At 71.0% G+C, this 17,700-nt stretch carries 17 protein-coding genes and 1 pseudogene; 8 read left to right on the forward strand and 10 right to left on the reverse strand.

The genetic code is table 11. The annotated features are described in order from the left end of the window. The first annotated feature begins 2 nt into the window (after nt 1-2). Nucleotides 3-1,178 carry a C40 family peptidase gene (locus tag KUM38_RS05265; protein ID WP_217128096.1) on the forward strand — a complete coding sequence of 392 codons (1,176 nt, stop codon included), beginning with the start codon at nt 3-5 and terminating at the stop codon, nt 1,176-1,178. An 82-nt stretch (nt 1,179-1,260) separates the two neighbouring features. Here the strand turns inward: KUM38_RS05265 and KUM38_RS05270 are convergent, their stop codons facing one another. The 3 genes from KUM38_RS05270 to KUM38_RS05280 form a co-directional block, all read right to left on the reverse strand. Next, complete coding sequence (locus KUM38_RS05270) at nt 1,261-1,614, reverse strand: hypothetical protein (protein ID WP_217128097.1); 354 nt, start codon at nt 1,612-1,614, stop codon at nt 1,261-1,263. Between the two features lie 541 nt (nt 1,615-2,155). Beyond that, nucleotides 2,156-2,869 carry a response regulator transcription factor gene (locus tag KUM38_RS05275; RefSeq protein WP_217128098.1) on the reverse strand — a complete coding sequence of 238 codons (714 nt, stop codon included), beginning with the start codon at nt 2,867-2,869 and terminating at the stop codon, nt 2,156-2,158. After that, nucleotides 2,866-4,158, reverse strand: a complete 1,293-nt coding sequence (locus tag KUM38_RS05280; protein ID WP_217128099.1) for an ATP-binding protein — start codon at nt 4,156-4,158, stop codon at nt 2,866-2,868. Before KUM38_RS05280 ends, KUM38_RS05275 begins: the two co-directional genes overlap by 4 nt. A gap of 179 nt (nt 4,159-4,337) precedes the next feature. Here KUM38_RS05280 and KUM38_RS05285 point away from each other — a divergent pair, with 179 nt between their 5' ends. Both KUM38_RS05285 and KUM38_RS05290 read left to right on the forward strand, forming a co-directional pair. Beyond that, complete coding sequence (locus tag KUM38_RS05285) at nt 4,338-5,702, forward strand: PspC domain-containing protein (protein ID WP_217128100.1); 1,365 nt, start codon at nt 4,338-4,340, stop codon at nt 5,700-5,702. Beyond that, nucleotides 5,689-5,925 (forward strand): hypothetical protein, encoded by a 237-nt coding sequence (locus tag KUM38_RS05290; RefSeq protein ID WP_217128101.1) that lies wholly within the window; start codon nt 5,689-5,691, stop codon nt 5,923-5,925. The genes KUM38_RS05285 and KUM38_RS05290 overlap by 14 nt, the downstream gene beginning before the upstream one ends. 296 nt (nt 5,926-6,221) lie before the next feature. Here the strand turns inward: KUM38_RS05290 and KUM38_RS05295 are convergent, their stop codons facing one another. Next, nucleotides 6,222-6,899: a response regulator transcription factor gene (locus KUM38_RS05295; protein WP_217128102.1), complete on the reverse strand. Its 678-nt coding sequence runs from the start codon at nt 6,897-6,899 to the stop codon at nt 6,222-6,224. Beyond that, the gene (locus KUM38_RS05300) at nt 6,896-8,155 is read right to left on the reverse strand and encodes a cell wall metabolism sensor histidine kinase WalK (protein WP_254396700.1); all 1,260 of its coding nucleotides are present in this window, start codon (nt 8,153-8,155) and stop codon (nt 6,896-6,898) included. Before KUM38_RS05300 ends, KUM38_RS05295 begins: the two co-directional genes overlap by 4 nt. Before the next feature lie 139 nt (nt 8,156-8,294). On the opposite strand from KUM38_RS05300, the gene KUM38_RS05305 reads away from it, so the two are divergent. The 4 genes and pseudogenes from KUM38_RS05305 to KUM38_RS05320 all read left to right on the forward strand — a co-directional run. Beyond that, nucleotides 8,295-9,275, forward strand: a complete 981-nt coding sequence (locus KUM38_RS05305) for an ABC transporter ATP-binding protein (RefSeq protein WP_217128103.1) — start codon at nt 8,295-8,297, stop codon at nt 9,273-9,275. Further along, nucleotides 9,272-10,834, forward strand: a complete 1,563-nt coding sequence (locus KUM38_RS05310) for an ABC transporter permease subunit (RefSeq protein WP_217128104.1) — start codon at nt 9,272-9,274, stop codon at nt 10,832-10,834. The genes KUM38_RS05305 and KUM38_RS05310 overlap by 4 nt, the downstream gene beginning before the upstream one ends. Beyond that, nucleotides 10,831-11,667, forward strand: coding sequence for an ABC transporter permease subunit (locus KUM38_RS05315; RefSeq protein ID WP_254396701.1), 837 nt, complete (start codon nt 10,831-10,833; stop codon nt 11,665-11,667). The genes KUM38_RS05310 and KUM38_RS05315 overlap by 4 nt, the downstream gene beginning before the upstream one ends. After that, nucleotides 11,663-11,989, forward strand: a pseudogene (locus KUM38_RS05320) (IS5/IS1182 family transposase); the annotation flags it as partial. The gene KUM38_RS05315 and the pseudogene KUM38_RS05320, both read left to right, overlap by 5 nt. 9 nt (nt 11,990-11,998) lie before the next feature. Here KUM38_RS05320 and KUM38_RS05325 read toward each other — a convergent pair. The 4 genes from KUM38_RS05325 to KUM38_RS05340 form a co-directional block, all read right to left on the reverse strand. Beyond that, a complete protein-coding gene (locus KUM38_RS05325) occupies nt 11,999-12,361 on the reverse strand; it encodes a hypothetical protein (protein ID WP_217128105.1) in 363 nt (120 codons plus the stop codon). Nucleotides 12,362-12,467: 106 nt separating this feature from the next. Beyond that, on the reverse strand, nt 12,468-12,989 hold the full coding sequence (locus tag KUM38_RS05330; RefSeq protein WP_217128106.1) for a DoxX family membrane protein: 522 nt from the start codon (nt 12,987-12,989) through the stop codon (nt 12,468-12,470). Nucleotides 12,990-13,165: 176 nt separating this feature from the next. Beyond that, nucleotides 13,166-14,446, reverse strand: a complete 1,281-nt coding sequence (locus KUM38_RS05335; protein WP_217128107.1) for a hypothetical protein — start codon at nt 14,444-14,446, stop codon at nt 13,166-13,168. Between the two features lie 174 nt (nt 14,447-14,620). Then, nucleotides 14,621-15,415 (reverse strand): class II aldolase/adducin family protein, encoded by a 795-nt coding sequence (locus KUM38_RS05340; protein WP_217128108.1) that lies wholly within the window; start codon nt 15,413-15,415, stop codon nt 14,621-14,623. Nucleotides 15,416-15,578: 163 nt separating this feature from the next. Between KUM38_RS05340 and KUM38_RS05345 the strand changes: the two genes are divergently transcribed. Further along, nucleotides 15,579-16,058 carry a pyridoxamine 5'-phosphate oxidase family protein gene (locus KUM38_RS05345; RefSeq protein WP_217128109.1) on the forward strand — a complete coding sequence of 160 codons (480 nt, stop codon included), beginning with the start codon at nt 15,579-15,581 and terminating at the stop codon, nt 16,056-16,058. A 9-nt stretch (nt 16,059-16,067) separates the two neighbouring features. Here the strand turns inward: KUM38_RS05345 and guaA are convergent, their stop codons facing one another. Then, the gene (gene guaA / locus KUM38_RS05350) at nt 16,068-17,648 is read right to left on the reverse strand and encodes a glutamine-hydrolyzing GMP synthase (RefSeq protein ID WP_217128110.1); all 1,581 of its coding nucleotides are present in this window, start codon (nt 17,646-17,648) and stop codon (nt 16,068-16,070) included. Nucleotides 17,649-17,700 lie beyond the last annotated feature (52 nt).

Raw genomic sequence — 17,700 nt, forward strand, 5'->3', positions numbered from 1 at the left:
CCTTGGCGTCGCACCGCAAGTCGCGCATCCCCGGCACCCGCGTGGCGGGCATACGGACCCCGGCCCTCGCCACGGCCGCCCTGACCTCCGTGGCCCTGCTGTCCCAGACGGCGGGCGCCGCCCCCTCAGACGACGGCAGGCCGAGCCTGGAGGAGGTCGAGAAGAAGGTCGACGACCTCTACCGCCAGGCGGAGTCGGCGACCGAGAAGTACAACGCGGCCAAGGAGAAGACCGCCAAGCAGCGCAAGCAGGTCGACACCCTCCTCGACGACGTGGCCGAGCGCACCCAGAAGCTCAACGAGGCGCGGGAGGAACTGGGCTCCTTCGCCGCCGCCCAGTACCGGACCGGCGCCGGTGTCCCCGACACCGCGACCTTCCTGCTCGCGGACACTCCGCAGGACTTCTTCGACCGGTCCCAGCTGATGGACCGGATGACCGGCCGCCAGAAGGAAGCGGTCGACGACTACGTCACCCAGCAGTCCGAGACGATGAAGAAGCGCCAGGAGGCCACCGAGAGCCTCGAGACGCTCACCGAGTCCCAGGGCGACCTGAAGACGGCCAAGGCCACCGTCCAGAAGAAGCTCACCGACGCGCGCGAGCTGATGTCGAAGCTGACCGCCGAGGAGAAGGCGCGGCTCGCGGCGATCGAGAAGAAGAAGCAGGATGAGGCCGCCCGCAAGGCCGCCGAGCTCGCCCGGCAGCAGGCGGAGCGGCAGAAGGCCCAGGAGGAGGCCGCCGCCCAGCAGGACGGCGGTACCTCGGGCAGCACCTCCGGATCCTCCGGCTCGACCACCTCACCGTCGACGGACTCCTCGTACGCCACCAAGGCCGAGAAGGCCCTCGCCTTCGCCCGCGCGCAGATCGGCAAGCCGTACGTCTGGGGCGCCACCGGCCCCGGCTCCTACGACTGCTCCGGCCTCACCCAGGCCGCCTGGAAGGCCGCCGGCGTCACCCTCCCGCGCACCACCTACGACCAGGTCGACGCGGGCACGACGGTCCCCGTCTCCCAGGCCCAGCCGGGTGACCTGGTCTTCTTCTACGACGACGTCACCCACGTGGGCATCTACATCGGCAACGGGATGATGATCCACGCGCCGAAGCCCGGCACGTACGTCCGCGAGGAGTCGATCTACTACGACGGCGAGTCCTCGATCCACAGCGTGGTGCGCCCGGCCTGACCTGACCGAGGGCTGTGCCCGGCCTGACCTGCCCGGGGGCACGGAGCCCGGCGCTACGACACGCGGCGCCGGGCGAAGGCCGTCAGGTCCACAGCACCGCGATGAAGACGTTCGTCACGGTCAGCAGGCCGACCAGGCCGAACAGGCCCTTGTCCACCTTCTCCTCGTCCCGCTTCACATAGACCAGGCCGAGGATCACGATCAGCAGGGCCAGCTTCACGCCGATCTTGATGTTGTCGACGGAGTAGTCCTGGGCCTGGTTGAGGCCGACCAGGACCACCCCGGTGACCAGCATCGTCAGCGCGCCGTGCAGCATCGCCGGGCTGAACCGGGCGGTGCCCGCGCCCATCGCCTTCATCTGGGTGAGGAAACCACCGAGGAGCGACGCGATGCCGATGATGTGCAGACCGACGAAGAGGTGGATGAGTACGTCCATGAGGCCGGAGCCTAGCCATAGCCGCCTCGTAGCACTCCGGCGCCCTCATCCGCCCCTCCTCCGGCACATCGGTCATCACCCCAAGTGAAGACGGCCAAACCGGAACGGGATCACGGCCACTCCCGGTCACGGGCAGTCCGCTCACGCCACTTCCGCACAACCCGTCGCCGGGGCCGCGCGGCCGGGCCTAGCGTCCTCCCCAGGTGACCGGATCTCCACCGCCGCCCGGTCCAGGGGCGGCAGCCGGACACCACCGCCGAGTAGGTCCGGCGGCGGACGCTCCCCCGTGCACCCGCCGCCGGACCGCCGGACGGCGGTCCGCTCCGCGCGGTCGTGGCCAAGGACGGGAGTCCAGGTGGCAGCGCACCGCGGGACCCGACAGCGCACGGCGGGCGGCCCCCGGGAAGGACCGGCTCACCTCCGCACGGGACGCCCTGGGCGCGGCGGCGGCGCAGTACCGCGGCGGCGGCCCCGGTCCGCGTGGCCCCCTCCTCGACGAGATGCCCTTCGCGGGCGCCACGCGCGTGGTCTGAACGACCCCTCAGACCAGTCGCCGTGCCGTCGCCCAGCGGGTCAGTTCGTGGCGGTTGGACAGCTGGAGCTTGCGCAGGACCGCCGAGACATGGGACTCGACCGTCTTCACCGAGATGAACAGCTGCTTGGCGATCTCCTTGTAGGCGTAACCGCGGGCGATCAGCCGCAGCACCTCCCGCTCGCGCTGGGTGAGACGGTCCATGTCCTCGTCGACCGGCGGGGCGTCGGTCGAGGCGAAGGCGTCCAAGACGAAGCCGGCCAGGCGGGGGGAGAAGACGGCGTCCCCCTCCTGGACCCGGAAGATCGAGTCGACCAGGTCGGTTCCGGTGATCGTCTTGGTGACGTAGCCGCGGGCACCGCCCCGGATCACCCCGATCACGTCCTCCGCCGCGTCCGACACGGACAGGGCGAGGAAACGGACCGGCTGCTCGGCGTCGCCCATCAACGGGGCGCAGCGGCGCAGCACTTCGACGCCGCCGCCCCCGGGCAGGTGCACGTCGAGCAGCACCACCTCGGGCCGGGTCGCGGTGATGACCGTGACCGCCTGGTCGACGTCGGCGGCCTCGCCGACCACCTCGACACCGGTCTGCGCGGTCTGCCCGATCTCCGCCTGGACGCCCGTGCGGAACATGCGGTGGTCGTCGACGAGGACGACGCGCACATGACGCCCGGCACCCTCCGCCGGTCCCGTCGTTCCGTTCGCCTCGGTCGGCTCGCTCATGACGTCCTCTCCGCCCTCTCCATCTCCAGCTCGACCTCCGTGCCGCCGTCCGGCACCGCGCGCAGCCGCGCCGTGCCGCCGTTGCGCTCCATGCGGCCGATGATCGATTCTCTGACGCCCATGCGGTCGGCGGGTATCGAGTCCAGGTCGAAGCCGGGGCCGCGGTCCCGGACGGACACGAAGACCGTCCTTCCCTCGACTTCGGCGTAGACCTGCACCGCACCTCCCTCGCCACCGTACTTGGCGGCATTGACCATCGCTTCGCGCGCGGCCTGCATCTGTGCGCTGATTCTCTCGTCGAGCGGGCAGTCGCCGACGACCACGACCTCGAGGGGGACGCCGTGCTTGTCCTCCACCTCGGCGGCGTTGCGCTTCACCGCCTCGGCGAGCGTGGTGGGTTCCTCGTCCTCGTCCTTGCCGTTGCCCTCCGGCTTGTAGAGCCAGGCGCGCAGGTCGCGCTCCTGGGCCCGGGCCAGGCGGCGCACCTCGCCCGCGTTGTCCGCGTTGCGCTGGATCAGGGTGAGGGTGTGCAGCACCGAGTCGTGGACATGGGCGGCGACCTCCGCGCGTTCCTGGGCCCGGATGCGCATCAGGCGCTCCTCGGAGAGGTCCTGTGTCATGCGCACGAGGTAGGGGCCGGCGAGGAGGGTTATGCCGACGAGGACCGCGAGGGCCGCCTGGAGCACCGAGCCGAGGTGGCTGCCGGAGCCCCGCAGGACGAAGATGCCCGAGGCGCCCGCCGTCACCAGCAGGACGCCGGCCACCGCACGCAGCAGCGTGACCGTGCGCCGGCGGCGGCCGACCTCCATCCAGCGGGCCCGGCGGGCGTTGTCCGCCTGCCGCCAGACCAGGGCGACGCCCGCGCCGACCAGCACGGTCGGCCAGAGGTAGGCCTTGGCGCCGTTGCTCAGATTCACGTTGCCCACGAAGATCATGGCCACCACGACCATGAGGAGCAGGGCGACGATCTGGCCCTTGTCCGGTTTCCGGGTGACGAGCCTGCGCCGGCCGTCCGGCGAGGTCTCCGTCGTCACCAGGGAGGGCGGCTTCTGCGCGTCCACACCGCCGACGCCCAGCGGTACGAAGAACCAGAACGCGGCGTACAGCAGCGCGCCGAGGCCGTCGGCCATGAACAGACCGACGAAGACGAGACGTACCCAGATCACGGGCAGCCCGAGGTGTCCCGCGAGCCCCCGCGCCACACCACCGAGCCAGCGTCCGTCACTGCTGCGGTAGAGCTTGCGCGGCGGCCGCGGCTCGGCTACGGGCGCTGCTGCGGCTTCCGACATGCCAATGATGGTCACACGCCCGAAGTACCGGAGCATCAGGGTCGGCCCCGGAGACTCCCCTGATCTCCACGGGCCGGGACCGTCGAACGCTCCCCCGGCCCCGCTCGGGGACCGATATCAGGGTCCGGCCAGGGTCGTACCGACTGCCGCCGCGGCGGCTCGCCCGTCACCATGGACCCATGACCGATCACCAGCACGCCGCGACGGATCCGGGACCCGTCTCCGCCCCGGAGGGAGCGACCGCCCCGCCACCGGAGCCGGCCGACGAGAGCGGACGCTTCCGGCGCGACCGCCGGCACCAGATGCTCGGCGGGGTGTGCGCGGGGCTCGGCCGGCAGTGCGACATGGACCCGGTGATCTTCCGGATCACGCTCGCGGTCCTGTCCGCCACCGGCGGCATCGGCCTCATCTTCTACGGCTTCGCCTGGCTCTTCGTCCCGTACGAGGACGAGGACGAGAACGAGATCCGCCGGCTGCTGACCGGCCGGGTCGACGGCCACACCCTGACGGCCGTGCTGTTCGCGCTGGTCGGCTGCGGCGTCTTCCTCACCATGCTGAGCAACGACGGGGTGCTGAGCTTCGCCGTCATACTGTCCCTGCTGCTCGCCGGCGCCGGGTACTGGTCACGGCGGCGCGGTGCGCCTAGCGCCGACCACATCGCCGCCCAGGCCGTGGCCGACGCCCCGCCGGAGCCCCAGGCACCGCCGGCCCCCTCCGCCTTCCCGTCGTGGTGGCGTGACCCCATCGTCAAGGACGGCACGCACGTCGGGGGCACGGGCTATCTGTGGGGCCCCCGGGACTCCCGCGACATGGACATCGCCGCCGCCGTCGACATCGGCCTCGACCCCCGCACCCGTACCCGTACCCGCGACACCGCGTACGCACCGCTCCGCCGGCCGCCGGAGCCGCGCGGCCCCCGCGGGACCGGCGGCTGGATCTTCCTGCTCGCCCTGCTCGCCGGCGGCCTCGGCACCGGGCTGACGTGGGAGGAACACCCCCTCGGCACCAGCCTGCAGACCGGTCTCGCCTGCGCGCTCGCCGTCTTCGGCATCGGTGTGGCCGTCAGCGCCTTCCTCGGCCGCACGGGGGCCGGATCGATCATCCTGGCGATCATCACGGCGGGCCTGCTCGCCGGATCGGCCGCCGTGCCCAAGGACATCGGCACCGACTGGATGCGCACGACCTGGGAGCCCACCTCGGTCGCACAGATACGCCCGACCTACGAACTGGGCACCGGCGAAGGCGTCCTGGACCTGTCGGCGATACGCGTCCCCGCGGACGGAACCGTCTCGACACGGGCCGATGTCGGCCTGGGCCGGATCCACGTGATCGTGCCCAGGGACGTGACCGTGAGGCTGAGCATCGATGTGGGAATGGGCGACATCCAGTTGCCGGGCGACAGACAGAAGGACGTGGACGTGGCACCGGGCAAGCACAAGGAGGTGACCCTGGAGCCGCCGGCCGGCGTCGAGGAGGCGGGCACGCTCGACCTCGATCTCCAGGTCGGCGCGGGACAGGCGGAGGTGAGCCGTGCTACGTCATGAGTTCCAGCCCGGCAGGCTGGTCGCCGGCGCCTTCCTCACCCTCGCCGCGGTGATCTACGCCGGCGACGCGGGCGGCATCTGGGAGACCCCGTGGTTCGTGGTGATCCCCGTGGTCACCGGCGGGCTCTGCCTGGCCGGCGCGGTGGGTTCCCTGACCGGCCTCATGCGCCGCCGCCGAGGCAGGTCGGTCCCCCGGGGAACCGACACGGAGACGACACCCTGAGCGGGAGCTACCGGTCTGAGCGGGAGCTACCGGTACTCCCCCGTCCGTGGCCGCCCCGCCCGCAGAGCGGTGTCCACGGACAGCAACGGAGCGCCCGCCCTATCAAGCTGAACGACTGCCCTTCGCGCCAGCGCCTCCAGATCTCATCCTGTTGAGCTGGCGAAAACCCGTAGTCACGCACCTGTGCCTCCACGCTCACATGATCATCCGTGGGTGGTGCGTTGATCACTTGAGGGTGCCAAGGTTTACGAGACAGGGTGGAACAGGGACTCCAGTGGCCCTCCCCTGCCAGCCGCTCAGTCGAGTGGGGCAGCTGGGTCGATGATCCGGTACCCCACGCCGGGTGTGGTGGCGATGACCGGGGGGTCGCCAAGTTTGCGGCGCAGGCGGCTGATGGTCACCGTGACAGTGTTGGTGAACGGGTCGGCGTGCTCGTCCCAGACCTGTTCGAGGAGGTCCTCCGTGCCGAGGAAGGCGGGGCTCGCGTTCAAGAGGGCTTCGAGTACCGCGAATTCCTTGACGGAGAGGTCGAGTTGGCGGCCGTCGCGGCTGACGGTGCGGCGCATCGGGTCGAGCTCGATGCCGGCCGTGCGCAGGGTGCGGGACCGGGCGGCGGGGCGGCGGCGGGCCAGGGCGCGGACGCGCAGGACGAGTTCGGGGAAGTGGAAGGGCTTGGCGAGGTAGTCGTCGGCGCCCAGGGTCAGGCCGCTGACGCGGTCGCCGGGTGAGTCGGCGGCGGTCAGCATCAGGACCATCGCGCGGCTGTCCCGCTCGGTGATCATCTGGCAGAGGGTGTCGCCGTGGATGCCTGGCAGGTCGCGGTCGAGCACGACGACGTCGTACGCGTTGACGTCCAGCTTGGCTGCGGCGTCGAGCCCGTCGTGGGTCACGTCCACGGCCATGCCCTGGTCACGCAGTCCCTCGGCTATGACCTCGGCGAGAGGGCGGGCGTCCTCGACCACCAGGACTCTCAACGCGCCACGCCCGTCTCTGCGCTGGGGCCTTTTGCCGCCCTGTCGCCTGGGTGGGGGAGGGCGATGGTGACGCGCAGGCCACCGTCGGGGCGGGCACGCAGGTCCAGGGTGCCGTGGTGGGCCTCGATGATGGCCGCGACGATGGAGAGGCCGAGGCCACTGCCCCGGCCGGTGCCGGTCCGGTCGGCGCCGAGGCGGCGGAAGGGCTGTGCGAGGTCCGCCACCCGCTGCTGGTCGAGGACCGGTCCACTGGACTCGACGACAAGGGACACGGCGCCGCCGTCGCCCCTTTCGCCTCCTCCGGCCAGTACCGTGACGCCGATCCAGCCCCCGGAGTCGTTGTGCGTGATCGCGTTGTCGATCACGTTGTCGGCCACGCGGCGCAGCAGCGTCTGGCTGCCCCACACCCACGCGGAGTCGTCGATCGGGTTCTCACACACCGTCAGCCCCTTGGCCGCGATGTCCTCGGCCCGTCCGGCCAGGGCAGTCAGTGCGAGCCGGTCGAGGGCGAGCAGTCCCGAGTCGGTGAACTCGCCGTGCTGGGTGCGTGCCAGGACGAGGAAGCTCTCCAACAATCGGTCCACCTGGTCGAGTTCGACGCGTATGCGGGCCGCCAGGGTGGCCGTGGTCTCGGATACCGGGCCCGGTTTGGCGAGGGCCACGTCCAGGGAGGCCCGCATCGTGGTGAGCGGGGTACGCAGTTCGTGGGAGGCGTTGGCAACGAAGAGGCGCTGGGCGTCGAAGGAGCCTTCCAGGCGGCCGAGGAGGTCGTCGATGGTGTCGGCGAGGTCCTTCACCTCGTCGCCGGGCCCGCCGATCGCCAGGCGTTCGTGCAGGCTGTCGGCGGTGATCCGGCGGGTGGCCGCCGTCATCACGCGCAGCGGGCGCAGTACCCGGCCGGCGACGAACCAGCCGAGGCCGACCGAGATCACCGCCATGACGCCGAGCGCGATGGCGGACCCGATCAAGATCTGCTGGGACTGGGTGTCGTGCGCCTGGGCCAGCTGCTGTTCCAGCTCGTCGATGCGGCCCTGGGCCTGTGCCGCCGTGGCGGGCTGACCGATGCCGTTGCCGGGCGCGGCCTGGCTGTCGCTCGATCCGCCGGATGCCACCACGGCGGTGATGGCGAGCAGTGTCGTTCCGGACAGCAGGAAGAGAGTGACGTACAAGGCGGTGAAGCGGGCGCGGGCGGTGCCTCGGCGCAGTCCGCGCCGGGCGGTCAGGCCTGTGAGCCGTCGGTGCGGACCCCACTTCATCCGCCTGCTCCCTTCTCGCGACCTGAACCAGGGACCTCCCGGCCAAGGTCCCGTGACCAGGCTAAGCGGCGGCGCCTAACAGTGAGATGACAGCGTCCGTTCGGCCCCTGTAACCCATGCCGTCACAGGGTTGGGGCCCATGAGTGAGGAGAGCGCTGTCGACGGCGGCAGCTACGACAGCTACGCCGCGAAGGCGACGATCGAGGTCATCGGTCTACGCAAACGCTTCGGGCCGCAGCTGGCCTTGGACGGGATGACGTTCAGCGTGCGCCCGGGACGGGTGACCGCCTTCGTGGGCCCGAACGGCGCGGGAAAGTCCACCACCATGCGCGTGATCCTGGGCCTGGACGCGGCCGAGGAAGGGAAGGCGCTGGTCGGCGGGGTGCCGTATCGGAGCCTGCGTCGCCCGCTGCGGCACTTGGGGGCACTGCTCGACGCCTCCGCACTGCAGCCCAGCCGCACCGCCCGCAACCACCTTCTGTGGCTGGCCCATTCGCAAGGGCTGCCCGCCGGGCGGGTGGACGAGGTCATCGAGCAGGCGGGTCTGGGCTCGGTGGCCCGGCGCAAGGCGGGCGGCTTCTCCCTGGGCATGCGCCAGCGCCTGGGGATCGCGGCGGCGCTGCTCGGGGATCCGCCGGTGGTCATGCTGGACGAGCCGTTCAACGGCCTGGACCCCGACGGCATCGTGTGGATGCGCGGCTTCCTGGCGACGCTTGCCCGGCAGGGTCGCGCCGTCCTGGTCTCCAGTCATCTGATGAGCGAACTCGAAGACACCGCGGACCATCTCGTGGTGATCGGACGCGGCCGGGTCGTCGCGGACACCAGCGTGTCCGAGCTGCTCGCCGAGACGTCCGGCGGCCGGGTCGTCCTGCGTACCTCCGCGCCCCCGCACGCCGCCCAGGTGCTGCACAGCGCGGGCGCCACAGTGGTCACCACCGGCCCTGACACCCTCGGCGTCACGGGTCTGCCCGACGAGGAGATCGTGGCCCTGCTCGCCCGGAACGGGGTGCCGTTCTCGCAGGTGTCCGCACACCGGGCGACGCTCGAAGAGGCGTATATGGAGCTCACCCGGGACGCGGTGGAATACCGGGGCGTCCCGACGGGGGAGGCCACGCGATGACCACCACCCTCACCCCACGTCCCCCGACCACGCGACGCGCTGAACGAGGTGGATTCCTCGCGACGCTGCATGCCGAGTGGACGAAGTTCCGTACGGTACGGGGCTGGGTACTCGCCATGGCGGCGGCGCTCCTGGCGACGATCGTCGTCGGCCTGCTCGGTACGGCCGCGCCGGGCTCCACCGGCCCCGGCACCGGCTCCGCCTCCTATCCGAAGGGCCCCGGCGGCGAGGCCGTCAACGACAACTTCTACCTCGTCCACAAGAAGCTGACCGGCGACGGCAGCATCACCGTCGAACTGCGATCCCTGACCGGAGTGGCCGACACCGGGATCGGCGACAAGCCGGCCAAGGGCGCCCAGCCCTGGGCAAAGGCCGGGATCATCATGAAGGAGAGCCTCACCCCGGGATCCTCGTATGCGGCGGTCATGGCGACCGGCGGCCACGGCGTGCGCATGCAGTACGACTACACCCACGACACGGCGGGCCCTTCCGGCAAGCTCTCCATGGACTCCTCACTCCGGCTGCGCCTGGTCCGCTCCGGCGACAGTCTCACCGGTTACGCCTCCACCGACGGCTCCCGTTGGACGGAAGTCGACAGCGTGAAGCTGCCCGGCCTGACGCACACCGTGCAGGCCGGGTTCTTCGCGGCGTCACCGGAGGCGAAGCAGGACACCGCGGCGGGCACGGGCTTCAGCCCCGCCGTGGCCACTGGCACCTTCGGTGCCCCGGAACTCAAGGGCAGCTGGTCCCGGGGCGCGTGGAGCGGCACACAGGTGGGCGGCGACGCGGGCACATCCGGCAGCTACACGACCACCACCAGGGGCGGTTTCACCCAGACCGTCGGCGGGTTCACCGTGACCGGGGCCGGTGACATCGCGCCGGTCGTCGGCGGGCCCGTCATGGGCGTCGGCTTCTCCGTCGAGAACTTCCTTGTCGGTACGTTCGCCGGGCTCATCGTGGTGATCGCTGTGGGCACGGTGTTCATCACCGGCGAGTACCGGCGCGGTCTGCTGCGTACGACCGTGACGGCAATCCCACTGCGAGGCCGGGTACTTGGCGCCAAGGCGCTGGTGGCCGGGGGCGTCGCGTTCACCGTCGGTCTGGTCGCCGCCGCGATCACCATCCCCATCGGGGAACGCGGCGCGCTCGGCCGGGGCTTCCATGTCTTTCCCGTCACGGTGGCGACCGAACTGCGCGTCGTGGCCGGCACCGGACTGCTCTGCGCGGCCGCCGCCGTGCTCGCCCTCGGCGTCGGTACCCTGCTGCGGCGCAGCGCCACGGCGGCTGCCCTGGTCATCGCGTCGATCGTGCTGCCCTTCCTGCTTGCCACCTCCGGCGTGTTGCCCCCGGGCGTTTCGGAGTGGCTGCTGCGGGTGACTCCGGCGGCGGGCTTCGCCGTCCAGCAGACCCTGCCTTACTACGCGCAGGTGCTCAGCGTGTACGAGCCGTCGACCGGGTACTACCCGCTGGCTCCGTGGGCCGGTTCTGCCGTGCTGTGCGGTTACGCCGTGATCGCCTTCGGCCTGGCCGTGGTGCGGTTGCGCAGGAGGGACGTATGAGTCTCCTGCGCGACCCACGACCCATGAGCAAGGCGGACGGCACAGGGCTCGAGGGCTTCGGCCTCGCCCTGCGCGCGGAGTGGACGAAGCTGCGCACCGCAGAGGGAACGGGCTGGCTGCTCCTGCTCGCCGTCACTCTGACCGTGGCCGTCGGCTGCGGCACCGCCAAGGCCGTGAAGTGCCCCGACACGAGGTGCGGCCAGGACGCCGTCAAACTCGCCCTGACCGGCGTCACCGTCGGGCAGGCGGTCATCGCCGTCTTCGCGGTGCTGGCCGTCAGCGGCGAGTACGGCACCGGGATGATCCGCACCACGCTCACGGCGGTGCCGAACCGGCTCACCGTCCTCATCGCCAAGGCGACGGGCCTCACCACGGTCGTCCTGGCCTTCGGGACGATCGCCGTCCTGGCTTCCCTCCTCGCCGGCCACTACATCCTGCCCGGCAACGGATTCACCGAGGCGCACGGCTACGCCCCGCTGTCCCTGGCCGACGGCCCGACCCTGCGCGCGGCCGCGGGCTCGGTCCTCTACCTCGGCCTGATCGCCCTGATCGGCCTCGGTGTGGCGATGGCGGTACGGGAGGCGGCGACAGCCATCGGGATCACGCTCGGGCTGCTCTACCTCTTCCCGGTCGTCACCCAGGTGGTCAACGACCCGGAATGGCAGCGCCACCTCCAGCGGATCGCGCCGATGCCCGCCGGACTCACGGTCCAGGCCACCGTGAATCTGTCCGGGATGCCCATCGGCCCGTGGGCCGGCCTGGGTGTGCTCGCCGCGTGGGCCGCGGCCGCGATGCTGGTCGGCGGCCTGCTGCTGCAGAGGCGCGACGCGTAGTCGCCTCGAGCGGCCACGAGCGCGGTGGCTTCGGACCCAGCCGACGATCCGCCGCAACCGCCGTTACCTAAGGCGTCGCCAGATCAAGCACACCATCCCAGAGCCCAAGGACCAGCGGGCCAACCGCAAGCGCCGCGGCAACAGAGGCGGCCGACCGACCGGTTTTGACAGCTTGACCTACCGTCACCGCAACGAAGTCGAACGGACGGTCAACAGACTGAAGACCTTCCGCGCGGTCACCACCCGCTACGACAAGAGGGCCTACGTCTTTCACGGCACGGTGACCGTGGCCTCCATCCGCCTGTGGCTCCGCCCCGGATGAAGGACCCGCTCAGAGGTCCGTCGCGCCCGGACAGTGGCGACGGAGTTCGCTGATCACGCGCTCGTCGGCGGCCCTGACGTCCCACAACGAGCTATCCGCTTCGGTCAGGACGATCACCAGCACGTCCTCAGCGAACCCACACGCTTTGGCGTCGATCAGCTGGAGGAACGGGGTGGTCAACGACAACAACGTCAACGTGTCCATGCCGGCGCCGGCGGACCGTCTTTCCACCTCGACGCAGCGAGGATCCACGATCTCGTCGAACTCGACGCGCCACGTGAGGTCCAGGCCGAAGCTGCCGAGGCGGACCAGTAGTTCGGCGAGGGTCACGTAGTGATTTCCGTGCCAGGCAGGGAACGTGATCCCCTTCATCCCCGCCTCCGCATCGGCCGTATCCCGCGCCAAGCGATCCCCCTGGGTTCAGCACCAAACACTAGGACACCGTCCAGGCAAGCTCACACGACCCATCGGACATGCCCTAGCAGGCCCTCCTGCGGCGTCGGCTCCTGATCAGGGCATCCAGTGACCAGAGGGGCGCGCCGGCCAGAACGAGGGGTACCCAGCAAAACATGTACGGGAGATCATTGCCGTAGTAGTACGGATCGGCGGCCCAGCTCACGGTCAGCCACAGGCTGAGGGAGATCAGCGCGCCACCCAGGGCGGCCAGGCGGGTGAGCAGGCCGAGCAGGGTGCCGATCCCGACGGCCAACTCCCCGAGGGCGATGACGTAACCGAATGCGACAGGGCTCTCCAACGCCATGTCGACCAGCGCGGGAACGGCGGAGGAGTCGCGGACGCCGCGCATCATGTCGCCGATCGATCCGGCGCCGGCGTCCTTCATGAACGCGCTGTCCGTGAGTTTGTCGAGGCCGGCGTAGATGAAGGTGATGCCCAGGAAGACGCGCAGGGGCACGAGGGCGTAGCGGGTGGCGGTGTCCCGCCAGTCCCTGTCGCCGCCGGAGTGTGGGGAGTGCGTGTCCGCGCGCATACCGTGAGTCATCGCTGTCCGCCGCCTCTCACTGCCGTGCCGGGGCCTCCGCGTCAGTCCATACGTACGACAATCGATCCCGGCTCAACCCTGAGCGAAGGGTATTTCTTCAGAAGCAGCGCGGGTCCATGCGGGCCAGGGGGCAGACACCTCCGGCGTGGCCCCGACCCACCCACCGGCCGTAGGTGCTAGTCCGTCACGTCGATCGCGTACCGGTTCGTCTCCACGCCCGCCGCCGTGACGACCTGTACCTCCACCCGCCCCGGTTCCACCTCCGCCGGCACGGGCACGGTCAGCAGCGCGTCCGTCGGGTTGTCGAAGCCACCCGTCACAGGGACCAACGGCACATGTACGTTCACCGGCCCCACCCGCACCACCATCCGCGACAACCGGTCCGCCCCCTGCGCCCCCACCGGTACGAACCCGGCCCCCCGGATCTCGATGTCGTCCCCGGTCCGGATCGGCGCGTCCAGATCGCCGGCCTCCCGCGCCCGCACCACCGACAGAATGACCGGACGCCCACCCTCCGCGTACTTCCCCGCGAGATACGTCGCCGCCGACACCAGCACCACCACCGCGAGCCCCCACGGCAGATCCGGCAACTGGTCCGGCCGCCGGGCCAGCCGCACCGCCGCGAACGCCAGGGCGACACCGCTGATCACGACGTACTGGATGTCGGTGAAGCTCCCCCGCCCCGAGTCGTCGGTCAGCAGGTCCGCCGCCCTGGGCCGGTACGCGCGTACCTTCTGCAGCCGCTGCCCCAGCACCCGCAGCCCGACCACCCGCCGCACCAGCACGGCGATCCCGCACACCACGGCCAGCACGGTCACCACACCGGCACCGCGGGCGAGTTCCAGCCCGTCGATCAGGGCGTCCCGCTCCCGGTTGCCGGAGGCGGCCGCGAGCCGCCCCACCAGAACGAGCACCGCGAACGCCAGGAACAGCACCCAGCACGCGGCCACCGCACGGGAGGTGGAGAGCCGGTTGTCCTCCCCGATCACCGGCGCCAGCACACCCCCGCGCGCCCGGTGGAACCACGACGCGGCGGTCAGCGCCCCGGCCACCACCAGCGCGGCCAGCAACCCGGCGGTGCGCGCGGCGGTCCACCCCGCGCCGATCGCCGTGAGCGCCTGCCCCAGGAGCAGCAGCACGACGCCCGCCCACACCACACCCGCGGTCCGCCGCCACAGCCGCACCAGCCACGCCGCGCCCTCGGCCCGCCCCCGTTCGGCGACGACCTCCGCGGCCTGCGTCAGTTCCTCCGACACCCACTGCCGGGAAGCGGAGGCGGAGTGGGCCACCGCGGCCGGCACCCCCTGCCCGGCCGCGAACTCGTCCCGCTTCAGCAGGAACGCGGCGACCGCGCGCCGATGCCCCTCACGCACCCCGTGCGGACAGTCCCCGCAGGTGCAGCCACCCCCGTGGGCGCCCCTGTCGGGACCGCCCTGCCTCGCCTCCTGCACCGCCACGCCCGAAGCCCGCCTTCCCCACCGTCACGACCACGAATCGACCCACGATCACTGCCACCGCCCCCCGCGCAAGTCCCCGGTGACGACAGCGAATTGTGCCCTACCCCGTCCCCTACCCGTCCGGCAGGCCCGGTCCGTACGAGTGAACTTCACAACGCCAGGTTGACCCGCCGCCTATGTCAGCAGATCCGGCTCGCTCCGGCTGATGTCCTGCCACATCGGCTGGTAGTTGATCCACGCCACCAGGTCCCCGCCCAGCTGCTCCCGCGTCGCCACCGCCTGCCGGTGGTCGATGAGGACGGGCCGGCCCGCCGCCTTCGCGGCGAGCTGCACCTGGCAGGACCGCTCCATCGCCACGAACCACCAGGCCGCCGCGTCCACCGAGTCGCCCACGGTGAGCAGCCCGTGGTTGCGCAGCACCAGCGCCTTGCGGGAGCCGAGCACACCCGCGATCCGCCGCCCCTCCTCGGCGTCGACGGTGACACCGCTGTAGGCGTCGTAGAGGGCGTGGTCCTCGTAGAAGGCGCAGCTCTCCTGGGTGATCGGGTCGAGCAGGCCGCCGAGGGCGGCGAGGGCGCGGCCGTGCACCGAGTGGCAGTGGGCGACGGCGACGACGTCGGGCCGGGCCGCGTGCACCTGGGCGTGCACGGTGAACGCGGCCTGGTTGACGTGGTGGCCGCCCTCGACGACCTGGCCGTCCCGGTTGGCGAGCACCAGGTCGCTCACGGTGACCTGCCGGAAGGACATCCCGAACGGGTTGACCCAGAAGCAGTCGCTGAACTCCGGGTCGCGTGCGGTGATGTGCCCGGAGACACCGTCCTCGAAGCCGAGCCGCCCGAAGAGCCGCAGCGCGCCCGCGAGCCGCTCCTTGCGGTGCCGGCGCTCGTCCTCGACCGACTCGTGCCGGGGCGGCATGGCGAAGCGCAGCCTGTCGGTGGGTAACGGCAGGGGCGGCGTGGGCCCGTGCATGAATCCTCCCGCGGGGGTTGCGTACGGGGCGGAAGTTACCGGCGGGCAGCCCCGGACGACAGCTCTCTTCGATAAAGAAGCGGCGCGGGCCTCGCTGCTCCATCCGGAGGACACCGCCGATACCCGACACAAGGTGTCCGATATCCCCGCCACACTCGGCGTCATGAACACGAACTGGGAGGCTTTCGCCGCCGCCGAACCGGACTTCGCGAAGACCGTGGAGGAACGCTTCGCCGCATACACCCACCACGTCCTCGCGACCCTGCGCAAGGACGGCTCACCACGCACCACCGGCCTGGAGGTCCGCTTCCTGAAAGGAGAACTCTGGCTCGGCATGATGCCGGACTCGCTCAAGGCACTCGATCTGCGCCGCGACCCGCGCTTCGCGCTCCAGGCGAACCCCGGTGACGGCACGGGCATGGGCGGCGGGGACGTCCGGATCGGCGGCCGGGCGGTCGAGATCGCCGACGACGACACGGAGACCCGGGCCGGATACGCCGAAGAGGTGGAACCGCCGGAGCCGTTCCACCTCTTCCGCACCGAGCTGACGGAGGTCGTACGGACCTACGTCGAGGACGACAAGTACCTGGTCGTCCAGGTCTGGAAGCCCGGAGAGCCGGTGCGCACTCTCAGGCGGACGTGACGGTGGGGACTACTCCCACTCGATGGTGCCCGGCGGCTTGGAGGTCACGTCGAGGACGACGCGGTTGACGTCCCGCACCTCGTTGGTGATCCGGGTCGAGATCTTCGCGAGGACGTCGTACGGCAGCCGGGACCAGTCGGCGGTCATGGCGTCCTCGCTGGAGACCGGGCGCAGCACGATCGGGTGACCGTAGGTGCGGCCGTCGCCCTGGACGCCCACCGAGCGCACATCCGCGAGCAGGACGACCGGGCACTGCCAGATGTCCCGGTCGAGACCGGCCGCGGTCAGCTCCTCACGGGCGATGGCGTCGGCCTCGCGGAGCAGGTCCAGCCGCTCCTTGGTGACCTCGCCGACGATCCGGATGCCCAGGCCCGGGCCGGGGAACGGCTGGCGCTGGACGATCTCCTCCGGCAGGCCGAGCTCCTGGCCGACCATCCGGACCTCGTCCTTGAACAGCTTGCGCAGCGGCTCGATCAGCTGGAACTCGAGGTCCTCGGGCAGGCCGCCCACGTTGTGGTGGGACTTGATGTTGGCGGTGCCGGTGCCGCCGCCGGACTCGACGACGTCCGGGTAGAGCGTGCCCTGGACCAGGAACTCCACCGCCGGACCCTCGTCCGCGATGATCTCGGCCTGGGCCTGCTCGAAGACCCGGATGAACTCCCGGCCGATGATCTTCCGCTTCTCCTCGGGGTCGGAGACGCCCTTCAGAGCCGTGAGGAACCGCTCCTGCGCGTCCACGACCTTCAGCTGCACGCCGGTCGCGGCCACGAAGTCCTTCTCGACCTGCTCGGTCTCGCCCTTGCGCATCAGACCGTGGTCGACGTACACGCAGGTCAGCTGGGAGCCGATGGCCTTCTGGACGAGGGCGGCGGCGACGGCGGAGTCCACGCCGCCGGACAGACCGCAGATGGCGCGCTTGTCGCCGACCAGCTCGCGGATCGCGGCGACCTGCTCGTCGATGACGTTGCCGGTGGTCCAGTCCGGGGTGAGGCCCGCGCCCCGGTACAGGAAGTGCTCCAGCACCTGCTGCCCGTGCGTGGAGTGCATCACCTCGGGGTGGTACTGGACGCCGTAGAGCTTCTTTTCGTCGTTCTCGAACGCGGCGACCGGGACGACGTCCGTCGAGGCGGTGACGGAGAAGCCCTCGGGGGCGGCGGAGCAGGCGTCGCCGTGCGACATCCAGACGGCCTGCTCGTCCGGGGTGCCCTCGAAGAGGGTGGAGGAGTTCTTGGAGACGTGCAGGTCGGTACGGCCGTACTCACGGGCGCCGGTGTTGTCCACCTGGCCGCCCAGGCTCTGGGCCATGAGCTGGAAGCCGTAGCACATGCCGAAGACGGGGACGCCGGCCTCGAAGATCTCGCGGTCGAGACGGGGGGCGCCCTCCTCGTACACGGACGAGGGGCCGCCGGACAGGATGATCGCCGCCGGGTTCTTGGCGAGGATCTTCTCGACCGGCATGGTGCTCGGCACGATCTCGCTGTAGACCCGCGCCTCGCGGACGCGACGGGCGATGAGCTGGGCGTACTGCGCGCCGAAGTCGACGACCAGGACGGTGTCGGGCGCGTTGGCAGCGGGAGACGCTGATGACACGAGGTGCCTTCCGGCGGTGGGGCGGGGGTCTTGTGCCTCCCAATTCTACCGA

The organism is Streptomyces sp. AC558_RSS880 (assembly GCF_019049255.1).
GTDB lineage: Bacteria > Actinomycetota > Actinomycetes > Streptomycetales > Streptomycetaceae > Streptomyces.